14 protein-coding genes and 1 rRNA gene are annotated in these 17,405 nt (G+C 73.7%); 13 read left to right on the top strand and 2 right to left on the bottom strand.

Annotated elements, in window-relative coordinates; translation table 11 throughout:
• The first annotated feature begins 101 nt into the window (after positions 1–101).
• The 4 genes from rrf (at position 102) to IF22_RS0121915 (ending at position 4,149) form a co-directional block, all read left to right on the top strand.
• Positions 102–214 (top strand): 5S ribosomal RNA (gene rrf, locus IF22_RS0121930).
• 631 nt (positions 215–845) lie between these two features.
• Positions 846–1,070 (top strand): hypothetical protein, encoded by a 225-nt coding sequence (locus tag IF22_RS35140; RefSeq protein ID WP_156057803.1) that lies wholly within the window; start codon positions 846–848, stop codon positions 1,068–1,070.
• A gap of 1,037 nt (positions 1,071–2,107) precedes the next feature.
• Positions 2,108–3,121: a tetratricopeptide repeat protein gene (locus IF22_RS33290; protein ID WP_245233706.1), complete on the top strand. Its 1,014-nt coding sequence runs from the start codon at positions 2,108–2,110 to the stop codon at positions 3,119–3,121.
• Positions 3,118–4,149, top strand: a complete 1,032-nt coding sequence (locus tag IF22_RS0121915; protein WP_030334916.1) for an HAD-IIA family hydrolase — start codon at positions 3,118–3,120, stop codon at positions 4,147–4,149. Before IF22_RS33290 ends, IF22_RS0121915 begins: the two co-directional genes overlap by 4 nt.
• A gap of 10 nt (positions 4,150–4,159) precedes the next feature.
• Here the strand turns inward: IF22_RS0121915 and IF22_RS0121910 are convergent, their stop codons facing one another.
• Positions 4,160–4,498, bottom strand: coding sequence for an SCP2 sterol-binding domain-containing protein (locus tag IF22_RS0121910; RefSeq protein ID WP_030334914.1), 339 nt, complete (start codon positions 4,496–4,498; stop codon positions 4,160–4,162).
• Between the two features lie 111 nt (positions 4,499–4,609).
• On the opposite strand from IF22_RS0121910, the gene IF22_RS0121905 reads away from it, so the two are divergent.
• From IF22_RS0121905 to IF22_RS0121885, 5 genes are all read left to right on the top strand, one after another.
• Positions 4,610–5,188, top strand: coding sequence for a phasin family protein (locus IF22_RS0121905; protein ID WP_030334912.1), 579 nt, complete (start codon positions 4,610–4,612; stop codon positions 5,186–5,188).
• Positions 5,185–5,499, top strand: a complete 315-nt coding sequence (locus IF22_RS35465; RefSeq protein WP_167337321.1) for a hypothetical protein — start codon at positions 5,185–5,187, stop codon at positions 5,497–5,499. The genes IF22_RS0121905 and IF22_RS35465 overlap by 4 nt, the downstream gene beginning before the upstream one ends.
• 38 nt (positions 5,500–5,537) lie before the next feature.
• On the top strand, positions 5,538–6,398 hold the full coding sequence (locus IF22_RS0121895) for a TlyA family RNA methyltransferase (RefSeq protein WP_030334909.1): 861 nt from the start codon (positions 5,538–5,540) through the stop codon (positions 6,396–6,398).
• Positions 6,399–6,489: 91 nt separating this feature from the next.
• The gene (locus IF22_RS0121890) at positions 6,490–7,374 is read left to right on the top strand and encodes an NAD kinase (RefSeq protein ID WP_030334907.1); all 885 of its coding nucleotides are present in this window, start codon (positions 6,490–6,492) and stop codon (positions 7,372–7,374) included.
• Positions 7,375–7,532: 158 nt separating this feature from the next.
• Entirely contained in the window at positions 7,533–11,255 is a 3,723-nt protein-coding gene (locus IF22_RS0121885) for a S8 family serine peptidase (RefSeq protein ID WP_030334905.1), read from the top strand.
• Between the two features lie 82 nt (positions 11,256–11,337).
• On the opposite strand, the gene IF22_RS0121880 is transcribed toward IF22_RS0121885, so the two are convergent.
• Entirely contained in the window at positions 11,338–12,357 is a 1,020-nt protein-coding gene (locus IF22_RS0121880; protein WP_030334903.1) for a helix-turn-helix domain-containing protein, read from the bottom strand.
• Between the two features lie 89 nt (positions 12,358–12,446).
• On the opposite strand from IF22_RS0121880, the gene recN reads away from it, so the two are divergent.
• The 4 genes from recN (at position 12,447) to IF22_RS0121860 (ending at position 17,405) form a co-directional block, all read left to right on the top strand.
• Complete coding sequence (recN, locus tag IF22_RS0121875; protein WP_030334901.1) at positions 12,447–14,204, top strand: DNA repair protein RecN; 1,758 nt, start codon at positions 12,447–12,449, stop codon at positions 14,202–14,204.
• Positions 14,205–14,323: 119 nt separating this feature from the next.
• Positions 14,324–15,502, top strand: a complete 1,179-nt coding sequence (steA, locus tag IF22_RS0121870; RefSeq protein ID WP_030334899.1) for a putative cytokinetic ring protein SteA — start codon at positions 14,324–14,326, stop codon at positions 15,500–15,502.
• A 27-nt stretch (positions 15,503–15,529) separates the two neighbouring features.
• Positions 15,530–16,471, top strand: coding sequence for a copper transporter (locus tag IF22_RS0121865; protein WP_030334897.1), 942 nt, complete (start codon positions 15,530–15,532; stop codon positions 16,469–16,471).
• Positions 16,472–16,538: 67 nt separating this feature from the next.
• Entirely contained in the window at positions 16,539–17,405 is an 867-nt protein-coding gene (locus IF22_RS0121860) for a hypothetical protein (RefSeq protein ID WP_030334895.1), read from the top strand.

Here is a 17,405-nt window from a genome sequence, read left to right as displayed (position 1 = left end):
CGGTAACGGGTTCAGTTGACCGGTACTAATAGGCCGAGGACTTGACTACTAAGCTGCTACGCGTCCACTGTGCAACTCTGAACAAGCGAACACCCGTGATGTGTGCCGGGGTTGTTTGATATGTTCCGGTTACATTCCGAACCCGGAAGCTAAGCCCTCCAGCGCCGATGGTACTGCACTCGTGAGGGTGTGGGAGAGTAGGACGCCGCCGGACAATCTTCCAGTCGAGGGCCGCCCCATCCGGGTCGGCCCTCGACTGCGTAGCGCCATTGGTGGCGCAATCAGGAAGGATGTACCTGTGAGTTCAGGACCGCAGGGCGGAGATCGTCCCCGTCGTTACGAAGACCGTACTGACGGTGCGGGCGGACGCGACCGCGGCCCGCGCCGCGACGACCGAGACCGGCCTCCGTACCGGGGAGACCGTGACAGCGGCGGCGCCCGCGGCGGATACGCCGGCGGCCGCGACTCTGGCTCCCGTGGTGGTGACCGGGACAGCTCGCGCTCCAGCGCCCCGCGTGACGGCGGTTTCCGCGGCGGCGATCGCCGTGACGGTGGCTTCCGCGGCGGTGACCGGGACGGTTCGCGTTCCAGCGCCCCCCGCGAGGGCGGCTACCGCGGCGGTGACCGGGACGGGTCGCGCTCGGGTGCTCCCCGTGACGGTGGGTTCCGGTCCGGACCTCCCCGTGAGGGTGGTTTCCGTGGCGGCGATCGGGACGGGTCGCGTTCCAGCGCCCCGCGTGAGGGCGGTTTCCGTGACGGTGGTTTCCGTGGTGGTGACCGTCGTGAGGGCGGGTACCAGGGTGGCGACCGCACTCGCTCCGGCCCGCCGCGTGAGGGTGGTTTCCGTGGCGGCGACCGTGACGGTGGTTTCCGTGGTGGTGACCGCCGTGAAGGTGGTTTCCGTGGCGGCGATCGGGACGGTTCGCGTTCCAGCGCCCCGCGTGAAGGCGGTTTCCGCGGTGGCGACCGCGACGGCGGGTTCCGTGGCGGTGACCGCCGCGAGGGCGGTTTCCGTGGCGGCGACCTGGTTTCCGTGGTGGCGACCGCGATGGTGGTTTCCGTGGTGGTGACCGTCGTGAGGGCGGGTACCAGGGTGGTGACCGCACTCGCTCCGGCCCGCCGCGTGAGGGTGGTTTCCGTGGCGGCGACCGTGACGGTGGTTTCCGTGGTGGTGACCGCCGTGAGGGTTGGTTTCCGTGGTGGCGACCGCGATGGTGGTTTCCGTGGTGGTGACCGTCGTGAGGGCGGGTACCAGGGTGGTGACCGCACTCGCTCCGGCCCGCCGCGCGAGGGTGGCTTCCGCGGCGGCGACCGCGACGGCGGGTTCCGTGGCGGTGACCGCCGTGAAGGTGGTTTCCGTGGCGGCGACCGGGACAGTTCGCGTTCCAGCGCCCCGCGTGAAGGCGGCTTCCGCGGCGGCGACCGCGACGGCGGGTTCCGTGGCGGTGACCGCCGCGAGGGCGGTTTCCGTGGCGGCGACCGGGACAGTTCGCGTTCCAGCGCCCCGCGTGAGGGCGGGTACCAGGGTGGCGACCGCACTCGCTCCGGCCCGCCGCGCGAGGGTGGCTTCCGTGGCGGTGACCGCCGTGAAGGTGGTTTCCGTGGCGGCGACCGGGACAGCTCGCGTTCCAGCGCCCCGCGCGAAGGCGGTTTCCGTGGTGGTGACCGCGACGGCGGGTTCCGTGGCGGCGATCGCCGTGAGGGCGGGTACCAGGGTGGTGACCGCACTCGCTCCGGCCCGCCGCGTGAGGGTGGCTTCCGCGGTGGTGACCGCGACGGTGGCTTCCGCGGCGGTGACCGCCGTGAAGGCGGTTTCCGTGGCGGCGACCGGGACAGCTCGCGTTCCGGCGACCGCCGTGAGGGCGGGTTCCGGGGCGGTGACCGTGAGGGCGGCTACCGGGGCGGAGAGCGCACCGGCGGTTCCCGGGCCGACGAGCGGCCACGTCGCGAGGGGGAGTTCCGTCGGGACGACCGCGCGGGTGGCTCCGAGTCGTTCGAGGGCGGGCGCAGTTCGGCCCCGGCGTTGCCGGACGACATCGTCGCGACCGACCTCGACAAGGACGTCCGCGCCGAGTTGCTCTCGCTGAACAAGCCGGTCGCCGAGACGGTGGCCCGGCACCTGGTCGCGACCGGGCAGTTGATCGACGAGGATCCCGCCGAGGCGTTGGCGCACGCACTGGCCGCCCGGCGGTTGGCGTCGCGCATCTCCGCCGTCCGTGAGGCGGTCGGTCTGGCCGCGTACCACGCGGGGGAGTGGCAGTCGGCGATCGCCGAACTGCGCACGTACCACCGGATGAGCGGGTTGCAGAGTCACCTGGCCGTGCTCGCGGACTGCGAGCGGGCTCTCGGCCGGCCGGAGCGGGCCATCGACCTGTTCCGGGGCGCGGACCGGGAGAAGCTGGACCAGGCCGTGGCGATCGAACTGTTGATCGTCGCCGCTGGGGCACGGGGCGACCTCGGGCAGAAGGACGCCGCGGTCGCGATGCTCCAGGTCCCGGACCTCACCAGCGAGGCCACCGTGCCGTGGACGGCCCGGCTGCGGTACGCGTACGCCGACGCGCTGCTCGCGGTGGGTCGGCGCGACGAGGCCCGCGAGTGGTTCTCCCGCGCCGCTGACGTGGACACCGAGGGCGAGACCGACGCCGCCGAGCGGCTGCTCGAACTCGACGGTGTGGTCATCGAGGGTGACGACGAGGACGAGGCCGCCGAGGAGATCGCCGCGGGCCCGGGGGCTCCCGGCGCGGTGCCGGCCCGACCCGACGCCGACCTGACCGGTGACGACGAAGACGACGACGACGACCAGGACGACGACGACGACCAGGACGACGACGAAGACGACGACGACCAGGACGACGACGAAGACGACGACGACGAGGACGACGCGGACTTCGACGACGACGAGGACGACGCCGCTGTCAGCCGTCCCGGCGACGACGAGGACTTCGACGACGAGGACGAGGACCGTCACCCGAGCGGAAGCGGCAACGCCGACGCGGGCACCGCTGGCGACAGCGGTGTGACGTCCGGCGACGCGGACGGGGACACAGCGGACGGGGACACGGCGAACGCCGCCGGGACCGTGCCGGCCGAGGGCGACGAGTCAGGGTCGACGCGGCGGTGAGCGCGGGCGTGGGGGAACGGCTGGTCGACGGGTACACCCTGGTCGTCTTCGATCTGGATGGCGTGATCTACCTGATCGACCGGCCGATCCCCGGCGCCGTCGAGGCGGTGGCCCGGCTGCACGCCGAGGGACGGGCGGTGGCGTACGCGACCAACAACGCGTCCCGCCGCTCCAGCGAGGTCGCGGACCTGCTGACCGGAATGGGTGTGGCGGCCCGGCCGGAGGAGGTCCTCACCTCCGCCGCGGCCTCGGCCGAGTTGCTGCGTGACCGGCTGCCCGCCGGCGCGTCGGTGCTGGTGGTCGGCGCGGAGGCGCTGCGCGCGGAACTGCGCGCGGTCGGTCTGACCCCGGTCACCCAGGCCGACGAGAAGCCGGCGGCGGTGGTGCAGGGGTACGGCCCGCAGGTCGGCTGGGCCGAGTTGGCCGAAGCGTCGATCGCGGTGCGGGCGGGTGCCATCTGGATCGCCACCAACACCGATCGGACCCTGCCCAGTGGGCGGGGTCCGTTGCCGGGCAACGGTTCGCTGGTCGCCGTGCTGCGGACGGCGCTGGAGCGGGACCCCGACGTGGTGGTCGGCAAGCCGGAGCCGGCGCTGTTCGAGACCGCCGCTCGCCGCAGTGGCGGTGGGCGGAGCCTGGTGGTGGGTGACCGGCTGGACACCGACATCGAGGGCGCCTGTCGGGCGGGTTTGGACAGCCTGCTCGTGCTCACCGGCGTGCACGGCGTACCGGATCTGCTGGCCGCCGAGCCGCAGCGGCGTCCCACGTACGTCGCGAGGGACCTGGCGGGGCTGTTCGACCCGGCTGCCGCCGTGCGGGTCCCGGGCCCGGCGGACGCCGGCGGCTGGTCAGTGACCGACCGGGACGGCACGCTGGAGCTGGCGGGGACCGGTCGACAGCTGGACGCCCTGGCGGCGCTCTGCGCGGTGGCCTGGTCGGCGCCGGTGCCGGCGCTGCCGAAGATCCGTCCGGTGGGCCCGGACGCGGCCCAGGCGATGGAGAGCTTCGGTCTGACCGCTGCCGAGTGACGGCAACAGTTCAGAGCAGCTTGCGCAGCTTCAGCAGGTCGAACGGGTTGGCTTTGATCGACACCCGGCGGGAGGTCACCGCGTTGGTGACGTCCAGGTCGCCGCGGACCAGGGCGAGCAGGTCGTCGCTGGACGTGCTCAGCGCGATCTTGGCCTTGGGGTCGTCGCCGTCGGTCAGCTCGACCAGCCGGCCACCGGTGATCCGGCCGTGAAACGCGGTGTCCAGGTCGGTGATCCGGCAGGCCAGCGTCCGGTCCAGGTCGATCCGTTCGCGTACCGTCTCGGCGTTGCGGTCCAACCGGGCGGCCAGCTCCTGCAACGCCTGGCGGCACTCGTCCACGCTGGCCACATCTCCCCCTCGCTGATCGCCACGCCGTCCTCGGCACCGTACCGCACGGACCGGTCCGGGGTGCCCGGTAGCGTGACACCTGCACACCCCGCCCCGTGGAAGGACTCAGGCATGCAGGACGCGTGGCGCGCCTACCTCGAGCTGGCCATGGGCCTGACGGAGGCGCCCCGGAAGAAGGCCCAGGACGTGGCACGTCGCCTCGTCGGCTCCGGCGGCGCGACCGCCGCCCAACTCCAGGCCCTCGGCGAGGAACTGCTCACCACCAGCGCCGCCAACCGGGAGGCGTTGACCAAACTGGTCCGCTTCGAGGTCGACCGGGCCCTCGGCGCGGTCGGTCTGGCCACCGCCGACGAGGTGGCCGAGCTGACCCGACGGGTGCACGACCTGGAGCGGCAACTGCGGGAGGCGCGGTCCGTCGACGCGTCGACCGCCGGCCCGACGGCAGCACCCGACCCGACTGCCGCCGCGCGGCCCGGCACCGGCCTCGTGCCGTCCGACGCCCCGGCCGGTGCGCCGGTCTCCGCGCCGGTGGCGAAGAAGGCGGTGGCGAAGAAGGCGGTCGCCAAGAAGGCCATCGCGAAGAAGCCTCCGGCGACGGTCAGCCGGACCGCCGACGAGGACGTTCCGACGCCGGCGGCGATGCCCGCCAAGAAGGCGGTCCGCAAGCAGCGGCCGGACGACGCCGAATGACCCGGCCCGGCCCACCGGCGGGCGGCTCTTTCCCGGCCCGGCCCGGCCCACCGCCCGGCGGGTCTTTCCCGGCCCGGCCCGGCCCACCGGCGGGCAGCTCCTTCCCGGCCCGGCCCGGGCCGCCGGCGGGTGCCCGCCCCGGGCCGCCAGCGGAGTTCGGGGACGACGACGACACGCGACACCCGGCGGTGGACGCCGCCGTGCAGTCCCTGGCGAACGCGGCAACGCTCGCCCCCGCCGACCAGATCGCCCACTACGAGGCGGCCTACGAGACGCTGCGGGAAACCCTCGCCACCATCGACCAGACCTGAGCGGGACGACCAGGCCTGAGCAGACCGGAGAACCACCCATGGCACGTCGTAACCGGCTGGACGCCGAACTCGTCCGGCGCGGTCTGGCCCGCTCCCGTGAGCAGGCCGCCGCGTTGGTGGAGGCCGGCCGGGTCCAACTGCGGGGCGTGGTCGCCCGCAAGGCGGCCGCGATGGTCGACCCCGCCGATCCGCTCCTGGTGACCGGTGCGGACCCCGCCGAGGAGTACGTCTCCCGGGGCGGGCACAAGCTCGCCGGGGCGCTGGCCGCGTTCGCCCCCGGAGGGTTGCGGGTCGCCGGGCGGCGCTGCCTGGACGCGGGCGCGTCGACCGGCGGGTTCACCGACGTGCTGCTGCGCGCCGGCGCGGCCGAGGTGGTGGCGGTGGACGTCGGGTACGGGCAGCTCGCCTGGCCGCTGCGCACGAACGAGCGGGTCCGCGTTCTGGAGCGCACCAACGTTCGTACCCTCGACGCGGACACCATCGGCGGTCAGGTCGATCTCACGGTGGCCGACCTGTCGTTCATCTCGCTGCGGTTGGTGCTGCCGGCGTTGGCCGGCTGCACCCGCGACGACGGTGACCTGGCGTTGATGGTCAAGCCGCAGTTCGAGGTCGGCAAGGAGCGGGTCGGCGCCGGCGGTGTGGTCCGCGATCCGGAGCTGCGCGCCGAAGCGGTGCTGGATGTGGCCGCGGCGGCCGCGCGGCTCGGCCTCGGCCTGGCGGATGTGGCGGCCAGCCCGCTGCCCGGGCCGAGCGGCAACGTGGAGTTCTTCGTATGGTTGCGCCGGGGCGCACCACCGGCCGACCCGCAGCGGGTGCGGGCCGTGGTGGCGGCCGGGCCGGACGGCCCGACGACGACCGGCGACGTGCCGGACGGGGCGGCGGAGGAGGTCGCAGGGTGAACGCGCGCAGCGAGGGCACCGCGACGACACGCGGGTGTGGCGGGGCGACGGTGTCGCGGTGCCGCCCGGTCCAGGATGGGCGGGCGACCCGATGAGCCGGACCGCGCTGCTGGTGACCCACACCGGTCGTCGGCGCAGCACCGAGCACGCCCGGTCGGTCGCCGCCGACCTGATCGACGCGGGTTTCGAGGTACGGGTGGTCGCCGATGAGGCCGAGGACCTCGACCTGCCCGGCGTGGTGCCGGTCGGCGGCCCGCAGGCCGCCGAGGGCGCCGAGATCGTCTTCGCGCTCGGTGGGGACGGCACCTTCCTGCGCGCCGCCGAGCTGGCCCGGCCGGCGAAGGCGCCGCTGCTCGGCATCAACCTCGGCAAGGTGGGCTTCCTGGCGGAGGCGGAGATCGACGACCTGGACACCGCCGTCCGGGACGTCGTCGGCCGCAACTACACCGTCGACGAGCGGCTGACCCTGGACGTCACCGCCGAGTTCGACGGCGGGCCGACCATCGAGTCGTGGGCGCTCAACGAGATCAGCATCGAGAAGGGCGAGCGTGCCCAGATGCTGGAGCTGCTCGTCGACGTGGACGGCCGGCCGCTGTCCCGCTACGGCTGCGACGGTGTCGTCTGCGCCACCCCAACCGGCTCCACCGCGTACGCGTTCTCCGGTGGCGGTCCGGTGGTCTGGCCGGAGGTGGAGGCGCTGCTGCTGGTGCCGATCAGCGCGCACGCGTTGTTCAGCCGCCCGTTGGTCACGGCCCCGACGTCCACCTTCGTGATCACCGTGGACCCGTTCACCACCCTCGCCGTGCTCTCCTGCGACGGCCGGCGGGTCTACGACCTGCCACCCGGCGCCCGGGTGACGGTGCGCCGCGGCGCCCTGCCGGTGCGCATCGTGCGGCTGCGCCCCCGCCCGTTCACCGACCGGCTGGTGGCCAAGTTCGACCTGCCCGTGCACGGGTGGCGCGGCAGCCGCCGGTGACCGCGGCACACACTGTCGGTGGATGTGCGGTGTCCACCTGACGACATGTCGCCGCTGCGGCGGCTGGCGACTAGTGACCTGGTGACGCGCGCCGTCGCAGACTCCGATCGGCCCTCATCTACGGATGGTGGGCCTGGAGGAGTAGAGGAGCGCATCGCATGCACTGGTCCCCCCGCTGGCTCGCCGTCGGCGCGGTCGGCGCGTTGGTGGTCGGCGTCGCCGCACCGGCGTCCGCCGACCCGCCCGCCCGGCCCACCGGCCCGACGTCGGGCACGCCCGCCCAGCACGCACCCGTCCGCATCACCCTGATCACCGGCGATCAGGTCGATCTGGTCCAGGCGGCACCCGGTCGGGTCGCCGCCACCGTCCACCCCGGCCCGGGGCGCAACCGGATCACCTTCCAGACCGTCGAGGCCGACGGCGGGTTGCGGGTGCTGCCCAGCGACGTCGTGCCGTACCTCTCCGCCGGGGTGCTCGACCCCGACCTGTTCGACGTCCAGGAGTTGGCGGCCGACGGGTACGGCGACGCCGCGCAGGCCACGTTGCCGCTGATCGTGCGCTACCAGGAGCCGGCCGCCGGACGGGTCAGGCCGCTGACCGGCGCCACCGGCGCGCGTCCCCTGGGGAGCATCAACGGCGCCGCGATGCGGGTCGGCAAGGGCGAGCTCGGCGGTCTGTGGACGTCGCTGCGCGGCGCGCCCGGGCAGCGGGTCACCGCCGGCTCACCCGCCCGGCTCGGCGCGGGTGTCGCCCGGATCTGGCTGGACGGGAAGGTCCGCCCGACGCTGGAGCACAGCGTGCCGCAGATCGGCGCCCCGGCCGCCTGGGCCGCCGGCCGCGACGGTGCCGGCGTGACGGTGGCGGTGCTCGACACCGGCGTCGACGCCACCCACCCCGACCTGGCTGGTCGGATCGCCGAGGCGCAGGACTTCTCCGACAGTGGCAGCGCCCGCGACGGGCACGGTCACGGCACCCACGTGGCCGCCACCATCGCCGGCAGCGGGGCGGCGTCCGACGGGCGACGCAAGGGCGTCGCCCCGGGCGCGCGGTTGCTGGTCGGCAAGGTGCTCGACGACGCGGGCTCCGGCTACAGCTCGTCCATCATCGCGGGCATGGAGTGGGCCGCCCACTCCGGCGCGAAGGTGGTCAGCATGAGCCTCGGCGGCGACCCGACCGACGGCACCGACCCGATGAGCCAGGCGGTGAACGACCTGACCGCCGAGACCGGCGCGCTCTTCGTGGTCGCCGCCGGCAACTCGGGTGCCGCGCGTACCGTCGGCGCGCCCGGCGCGGCCTCGGCGGCGCTCACCGTCGGCGCGGTGGACCGCGCCGACAACCTGGCGGAGTTCTCCAGCCGGGGCCCGCGCCTCGGCGACAACGGCCTCAAGCCCGAGATCACCGCGCCGGGTGTCGGCATCATCGCCGCCCGGGCCGCCGGAACCGCCATGGGTACGCCGGTGGACGACGCCTACACGACCGCGTCGGGCACCTCGATGGCCACCCCGCACGTGGCCGGAGCGGCGGCGATCCTCGCCCAGGAACACCCCGACTGGTCCGCCGTGAAGCTCAAGGACGCGCTGGTCAGCACCACGAAGGCGAACCCGGCGTTGACCGTCTTCGAGCAGGGCGCCGGCCGGGTCGACGTGGCCCGCGCGCTCGGCCAGCGGGTGTACTCCTCCGCCACCGCCGACTTCGGTCGGCTCAGCACCGGTGGCGCGACGGTCGAGCGGACCGTGACGTACACCAACGGCGGCACGACCCCGCAGACCCTGCGGTTGGCCCTGGAGCTGCGCAACCTGGACACCCGCGCGGCCGAGACCGACGGGGTGGCGGTCGGCGGCACCGAGGTGACGGTGCCGGCCGGCGGCAGCGTCGCCGTGCCGCTGCGGGCGGACCCGGCGAAGCTGGACCGGGGGGTGCACGGCGGGTGGCTGGTGGCCACCGGCGCGGACGGCGTCGCGGTGCGTACCGCCGTCGCGCTGACCCTCAGCGGCCCGCTGCACACCGTCACCGTGAAGGCGCTGGACATGAAGGGTCAGCCGGGCCTCGCGTCGGTGCTCACCCTCTTCGGTGAGCAGCCCGAATCCGACTGGCTCGGCTGGGTCGGCGGCGAGGTGCAGCTCCAGGTCGAGGAGGGCCCCTACCTGGTCGAGGCGTTGATCGAGCACGGTGCCCCACTGGACGAGCAGATCACCCTGGTCACCGACCCGGAGCTGCTGGTCGACCGGGACCTCACCGTCGTGCTCGACCCGCGCAAGGGCACCCCGGTACGGATCGAGACGCCGAAGCCGACCGAGCAGCGGTCGACGATCAGCTTCTACGAGCACCGGGTCTTCGGCAACGGCCGGCAGGTCGACCACGGGGTGATGACCTACAGCACCATCCAGCAGGTCAACGTCACGCCGACCCGCCCGGTCCGTCAGGGCGAGTTCGAGTTCGCGTCCCGCTGGCAACTGGTCGCTCCGATGGTGGACGCGAAGATCAGCGGGGTGTCCGGACCGCTGGACATCAACCTACTGGGCTACTCGCCGGCGCCGGCCGACCGACGCAAGCTGCCGCTGGTCTGGGCCGGCACCGGCACCCCCGCCGAGCTGACCCGGGTACGCGGCGCCGCAGCGCTGCTCACCAGCAGCCCGGACGCCTCGGAGGAGGAGCAGATCGCGGCGGCGGCCGCCGCCGGCGCTGCCGTGGTGCTGATCGTCCGGCCGGCGGACTTCAGCGCGTGGACGGTGTGGCAGCCGCTCGGGGAACGGCTACCGATCCCGTCGATGGTGGTGGCCAACGACGACGGGCAGCGGCTGATCGCGGCGGCCAGGAAGGGCCGGGCGACGCTGGACCTGACGTTGACGGTGGACAGCCCGTACCTGTACGACGTGTGGCAGGTGTCGAAGGGGCGCGTGCCGGAGCGGATCACGCACACGGTCACCGGGAAGAACACGGCCGAGGTGACCGCCAGCTACGGCGACGTCGGCGGTACGCCGTGGGCCAGCGAGCAGCGGTTCGGCTGGCGTCCGTGGCAGGAGACCTCCTGGAACGACGACCAGCGCCCGGTGCGTACCGGCACCACCCGCCAGGAGTTCGTCAGCGCCGGGGACAACTGGTGGCAGCACCAGGTCCTGCACAAGGTCACCTGGTCCTGGGGGCGGCTGCTCGGCGGGCTCACCCAGCAGCCCCGGCAGTACGCCGCCGACGACCGGGTCGCCGAGACCTGGCACGCTCCGGTGATCCGACCGGCCGTGCCGGCCGGCGGCGGTGTCCCGGTACCGACCCGTACCGGGGACACCTTGAACCTGCGGGTGGCCGAGTTCGTCGACGCCGACGGGAACTTCAGGGAGGCCGGCGGCAGCGACGAGTCGGACACTGTCGCGATCCGGGTCAGCCGCGACGGGCAGCAGATCGCCGACCTCTCCGGCGGGTGGGCGCCGGTGCCCACCACCGCGAAGTCGGCCCGCTACCGACTGGACCTGACGACGCAGCGGTCCTCGGACGAGTGGCGCTACGGCACGCGGACCGACACCGCCTGGGAGTTCACCTCGGCCCGACCGGCGGGCGACGCCGCCACGCCGTTGTCGCTGCTGCAGGTGGACTACCGGGTGCCGGCCGACCTGTCCGGCACGGTCCGCGGCAACCGCTCACACCAGGTGGGGCTGACCCTGCGGCAGCCGGCCGGGGTGCCGGCGCCGACCGGCACCAGCGTCCGGGTGCAGGTCTCCTTCGACGGGGGCGTCACCTGGCGCACCGCGCCGACGAAGGGGTCGGGCACCCGGTACACCGCGACAGTGCCGGCGGGGCGCGGAACGGTGTCGCTACGGGTGCACGCCGCCGACCGGGCCGGGAACACCGTCGACCAGACCGTGCTCCAGGCGTACGGGCTGCGCTGACGCGGCGTGGGCGGGGCTGCCTGGCCGTCCCGCCCGGTCGGCGAGGGTCCGCCGTCGGGGTCGACGGCGGGCCCTCGCGGCGTCAGAGCCAGCCGCGGCGGGCGACCTGGAACGCCAACCCGGGCCGGGTGTCCACGCCGGCGGCGGCCATCAGGTCGGCGATGCGCCGTTGCACGGTCCGTCGGCTCACCCCGAGCTGGGAGGCGATGGACTTGTCCGGTACGCCCGCCACGAACAGCGACAGCAGCCGCGCCTCGTCGGCGTCGGGCTGGTAACCGTCGCCCGGATGGCACTCGGGCTCCGGCCGTCGACCCTCGGGGGCCGCGACGGCGAGCGGGTCGTCGAGCCGCAGCCGGGTGGCCACCCGCCAGTGACTCTCGAAGAGGGCGAGCAGGGCGTCGAGCAGTTGACTGCGCCCGATCACGGCGGCGCTCGGTTCGCCGCCGGCACGGTCGGGCACCAGCGGGCAGATGGCGGTGCGGGCGTCCACGATGGCCAGTCGGACCGGCAGCCGGTCCAGGACGCGGGCCTGCTCGCCGGCGGCGACGCCCTTGGCCAGGTCGGCCAACGCGCCCGGCTCCAGCAGCAGGTCACGCTCGTAGATGGCCCGGTAGCTCACCCCACGGGCCAGCGCGTCGAACTCCTCGACGTTCTCCGGGCCGGCCATGGCCAGGGGATTGGCCCGGCAGAACCAGAGCACCTCGGTACGCGCCGAGTTCTGCAGGTCACGCAGGCGGTCCCGGAGGACCCGGCCACCGGTGATCACCTCCACGAGGTGGTCGACGTGGTGCCGGCGCAGCCCGGAGCGGTACTCCTCGGCCAGTTGGGTGACCAGCCGGCGGGCCGCCTCCAGGTCCTCCTGGCGGCGCAGCAGCGTCCCGCCGAGGGCGACGTCCGGGGCGGTCGGGCGCAGCGGGGCGTCCGGGTCGTTGTCGGTGGGCTGCACGAGGCCCTTGCCGCGCAGCGCCTCGACCTGGGCGACGACCTGCTCACGGGGGCGGTGCAGGCGATGGACCAACTCGTCGATGCGGGCCGTGGTGAGCTGGAGCAGGCAGCGGTAGAGCTCCTCCTCAGCCGGGGTCAGGCCGATCACGTCCAACACGGGGCAGAACTGTACGTCGGCCGGGTGCGGGCCGTGCCCGGGCCCGTCGGCTGGTCAAGTGTCGGGCCTCGCGTCTACTGTCGGTGGCTGTGCTGGAAGAGCTGCGCATCACCGGGCTGGGCGTCATCGAGGACACCACGCTGCCGTTGACCGGCGGCATGAACGTCATCACCGGCGAGACCGGTGCGGGCAAGACGATGGTGGTGACCGGCCTCGGCCTGCTCTTCGGCGGCCGGGCCGACGCCGGGCGGGTCCGCGCCCAACCAGGCCGGGCGGTGGTGGAGGGGCGGTTGCGGCTGCACGGGCGGGTCGCCGACGCCGTGCACGCGCGGATCACCGAGGCCGGTGGCGAGCCCGACGAGGACGGCACGGTGCTGCTGAGCCGCACGGTCACGGTGGAGGGGCGCTCGCGCGCCCACGTCGGCGGCCGGAGCATGCCGGTGTCGATGCTCGGTGAGGTCGGCGAGCAGGCGGTGGCCGTGCACGGTCAGTCCGACCAGTTGCGGCTGCTGCGCCCGGCCGAGCAGCGGGCCGCACTGGACCGGTTCGCCGGCCCCGCGCACGAGAAGCTGCTCGACGCGCTGCGGGAGGCGTACACGGGGTGGCGTCGGGTGGTCGACGACCTGGCCGACCGGCGGCGCAACGCCCGTGAGCGCAACCAGGAGGCCGACCTGCTGCGGCTGGGCCTCGACGAGATCACCCGGGTCGATCCGCAGCCCGGCGAGGACGACGAGCTGAAGACCGAGGCGCAGCGGCTGGAGCACGCCGAGGGCCTGCGGACGGCCGCGCAGATCGCCCAGCAGTGCGTGGCCGGTGGCGCGGAGGCCACCGACGAGACCCCGGACGCGGCGGCACTGCTGGGCACCGCCCGGCGGACCCTGGAGGCGCAGTCCGGCACCGATCCGGCGCTCGGTGAGCTGGCGGCCCGCCTGGAGGAGGCGGCCACCCTGGTCACCGACGTGTCCGCGGAGCTGTCGACGTACCTGGCGACGCTGGACGCGGACCCGGCCCGGTTGCAGCACGTCTACGAGCGGCGGGCGGCGCTGCGCGCGTTGACCCGCAAGTACGCCGACGACGTGGACGGGGTGATCGCCTGGGCTGACCGGGCGCGCACCCGACTGTCCGACCTGGACATGTCCGACGACGTGCTGGACGAGTTGGAGCGGGAGGGTCAGCGGCTCGCCGTCGAGGTGGCCGACCTCGCCGGCCGGGTGTCCGCCTCCCGGCAGGAGGCGGCGATCCGCTTCGCCGACCAGGTCACCGTCGAGCTTGCCGGGCTGGCCATGCCGCACGCGCGGATCGAGGTGGCGGTGCTGCCCCGTCCGGCCGGTCGCGCGGAGCCGACGTTGGCGGTCAACGGCGTCGAGGTGGGTGTCACACCGGACGGCGGTGACGAGGTGGAGCTGCGGTTGCTGGCCCATCCGGGCGCGCCGTCGCTGCCGTTGCAACGCGGCGCCTCCGGCGGTGAGCTGTCCCGGGTGATGCTCGCCATCGAGGTCGTGTTCGCCGGCTCGGGCGGCCCGCCCACACTGGTCTTCGACGAGGTCGACGCGGGGGTCGGCGGTCAGGCGGCGGTGGAGATCGGCCGCCGGTTGGCGCGGCTGGCCCGCAGCCACCAGGTGCTGGTGGTCACGCACCTGCCGCAGGTGGCCGCTTTCGCCGATCGGCACCTGGTGGTGGCGAAGGACACCGGCGGCGCGGTGACGACGAGCGGGGTGCGGGTGGTGGAGGACACCGAGCGGGCCCGGGAGTTGGCGCGCATGTTGGCGGGTTTGCCCGATTCGGATCTGGGTATCGCCCACGCCGAGGAGTTGCTGGCGGTGGCCGCCAAGGAAAGGCGGTTGTGACGCCGCGTATTGTGAGCGCAAGCACACCGGCTTGTGCCGGTGTGTGCTTCCCTGGGTAGGCGGCCCTGCTCAGGCATGTCGCGACAGAAAAGCCTGCCTCACATGCCAGGATGGTCACGATGCGTCTACCCACGTTGCGCCGGAACCGGAACTCCGAACCGGGCAGAGTCCTCGGCACCGCGCGCCTTGATCGCCGGACGAAACGCCTGGTCGGTCGGCTGCGACCCGGTGACATCGCGGTCATCGACCACGTCGACCTGGACCGGGTGGCGGCCGATTCGCTGGTCGCCGTCGGGGTCGCGGCGGTGCTCAACGCCAAGCCGTCGGTCTCCGGCCGTTACCCGAACCTCGGCCCGGAGGTGCTGGTCGCCGCCGGCATTCCGCTCCTCGACGACCTGGGTGAGGGCGTCTTCGAGCGGATCCGCGAGGGCGACCAGGTGCGCATCGAGGGCAACACGGTCTTCGCCGGTGACGAGCCGGTGGCCCACGGCAGCCTGCAGGACGCCGAGACGGTCGCCAAGGCGATGGCTGACGCCCGGGAGGGTCTGTCGGTGCAGTTGGAGGCGTTCGCCGCCAACACGATGGACTACCTGCGCCAGGAGCGCGACCTGCTGCTCGACGGTGTCGGGGTGCCCGACATCGAGACCCAGATCCAGGGTCGCCACTGCCTGATCGTGGTGCGCGGCTACGACTACAAGGCCGACCTGGACGTGCTGCGCCCGTACATCCGGGAGTTCAAGCCGGTGCTGATCGGCGTCGACGGTGGCGCGGACGCGCTCGTCGAGGCCGGCTACACCCCCGACATGATCATCGGCGACATGGATTCGGTCACCGACGACGTGCTGCGCTGCGGCGCCGAGGTGATCGTGCACGCGTACCCGGACGGTCGGGCGCCCGGCCTGCCCCGGGTCAACGGCCTCGGTGTGCCGGCGATCACCTTTCCGGCCGCGGCGACCAGCGAGGACCTGGCCATGCTGCTCGCCGACGAGAAGGGCGCCTCGCTGCTCGTAGCGGTCGGCACCCACGCGACACTTGTCGAGTTCCTGGACAAGGGTCGAGGCGGGATGGCCTCGACGTTCCTGACCCGGCTGAAGGTCGGCGGCAAGCTGGTCGACGCCAAGGGGGTGAGCCGGCTCTACCGGCAGAGCATCTCCGGCTCGTCGCTGCTGCTGCTGGTGCTGTCGGCGATCGCGGCGATGGCGTCCGCGGTGGCCGTGTCGACAGTCGGGAAGGCGTACCTGGGCGTGGTCGCCGAGTGGTGGGACAATTTCGTGTTCCAGCTGTACCGGCTCTTCTAGTTCCCGACCGATCAAGAGGCTGCAAGCGTGATCAACTTCCGCTACCACGTGGTGTCCCTCACCGCGGTCTTCCTGGCTCTGGCGATCGGCCTGGTGGTCGGCACGGCCGCCCTCAACGGCCCGGTCGCCGACTCGCTCGAGGGGCAGGTCACCGGGCTGCGCAAGGACAACCAACACTGGCGCCAGACGGTCAGCAACATGGAGAAGCAACTCGCCCTGGAGGAGGAGTTCGCCGAGGAGATCTCCCAGGTCGTCCTGCCCGGCACCCTCACCGGGCGGCGGGTGGTGGTGCTCAGCCTGCCCAACGGCCGTGACCACACCGAGGGCGTGCTCAAGAAGCTCCAGCAGGCCGGGGCCACCATCACCGGTCAGGTCGACCTGCAGGACAAGTTCATCAACCCGGACAACAACTCCAACCTGCTGGAGTTGGCGGTCACCGCGGCCCGACCGACCGCGCAGACCACCGGCCTGCCGGGCAACGGGCACGGCGTGGAGACCTCCAGCGCGCTGCTGGCCAGCGTCCTGCTGGACCGGGCCCAGGGCGTCGCGCCGGTCAGTGACGCCGACCGGCGGGCGGTGCTCGCCGCGTACAACAACGCCGGTTACCTGACCACCGACAGCAACAAGGTCACCGCCTCGGCGGAGGCCGTCGTCGTGGTCAGCGGCCAGCCGTACGTCGACAAGGACTCCGACAAGCGGGACGAGTCGGTCGTCAAGATCGCCGAGCAGTTCGACCGCACCGGGTCGATAGTGGTGGCCGGCAACGGTTCCGTCGGGGGCAACCTGGTCGGCGTGGTGCGCGGCGACCCGGTGCTCACCCAGACCATCTCCACGGTCGACAACGCGAACACGGTGCAGGGGCAGGTGGTGACCACCCTCGCCCTGGTGGAGCAACTCACCGAGAAGAAGGCCGGACAGTACGGCGTCGGCGACAACGCCCCGTCGCTGCTGCCTAGACTGCCCCAGTGAGCGAACGACGTACCCCCGTGTCCGGATCCGACCAGGCGGCGCGTGACCGAGCGAGCGAGGTGGCGGCGTGAGCGCGCTGGGTCGGCTGTTGATCGCCGCCGCAGGTGCCGCGGCGGCCCGCTACGCGCTGCGTGAGGCGCGTACCTCACCGGCCGGGCCCGCGTTGGAGCGCACCAACTTCCGCGGCCGCACGGTCAGCCTGGCCGCCGGCCCGGCGCTCGCCGCCGGCGCTGCCGCCGCCGGCGCGTTCGGTGCCACCGGCGGTGCCGCCGGTGGTGCCGCACTGGTCGCCGGGCTCGGTGCGGGCGGCGTCGGGCTCTACGACGACGTGGTCGGCGCGCGCCCGGAGCAGAAGGCCGCCAAGGGTTTCGCCGGGCACCTCGCCGCGCTGCGTGAGGGACGCATCACCGCCGGTCTGGTCAAGGTCGTCGGGGTGGGCGCCGCCGGGCTGGGCGCCGCCGCGCTGCTCGCCGCCGACCCCCGGGTCGCCGCGCACCCGCGCCGGCAGCGGCACCGGGCGTTCGGCCGGGGGGTCGACGTGCTGCTCGGTGCCGGCGTGATCGCCGGCACGGCCAACCTGCTGAACCTGCTCGACCTACGACCGGGCCGGGCGATCAAGTCCGGTCTGCTGCTCGCCGCGCCGCTCACCGGCGGCCCGCAGGGTGGGATCGCCGCCGGTGCGGCCGGCGCCGCCGCCGGCCTGCTCCGCGACGACCTGGCCGAGGACGTGATGCTCGGCGACAGCGGCGCCAACGCGCTCGGGGCGCTGCTCGGCGTCGCGCTCGCCGCCCGCACCGGTCCACTGGGCCGCGCCGGTCTGCTCGCCGTCCTGGCCGGGCTGACCGCCGCCAGTGAGAAGGTCAGCTTCACGGCGGTGATCCAGCGGACCCCGGGGCTCCGCGAACTCGACGCACTGGGCCGACGCGCCGACTGA

It is taken from the genome of Micromonospora parva (assembly GCF_000718515.1).
In the GTDB taxonomy this organism is placed as follows: Bacteria; Actinomycetota; Actinomycetes; order Mycobacteriales; family Micromonosporaceae; genus Micromonospora; species Micromonospora parva.
This window is presented reverse-complemented; position numbering and strand designations above follow the sequence as displayed.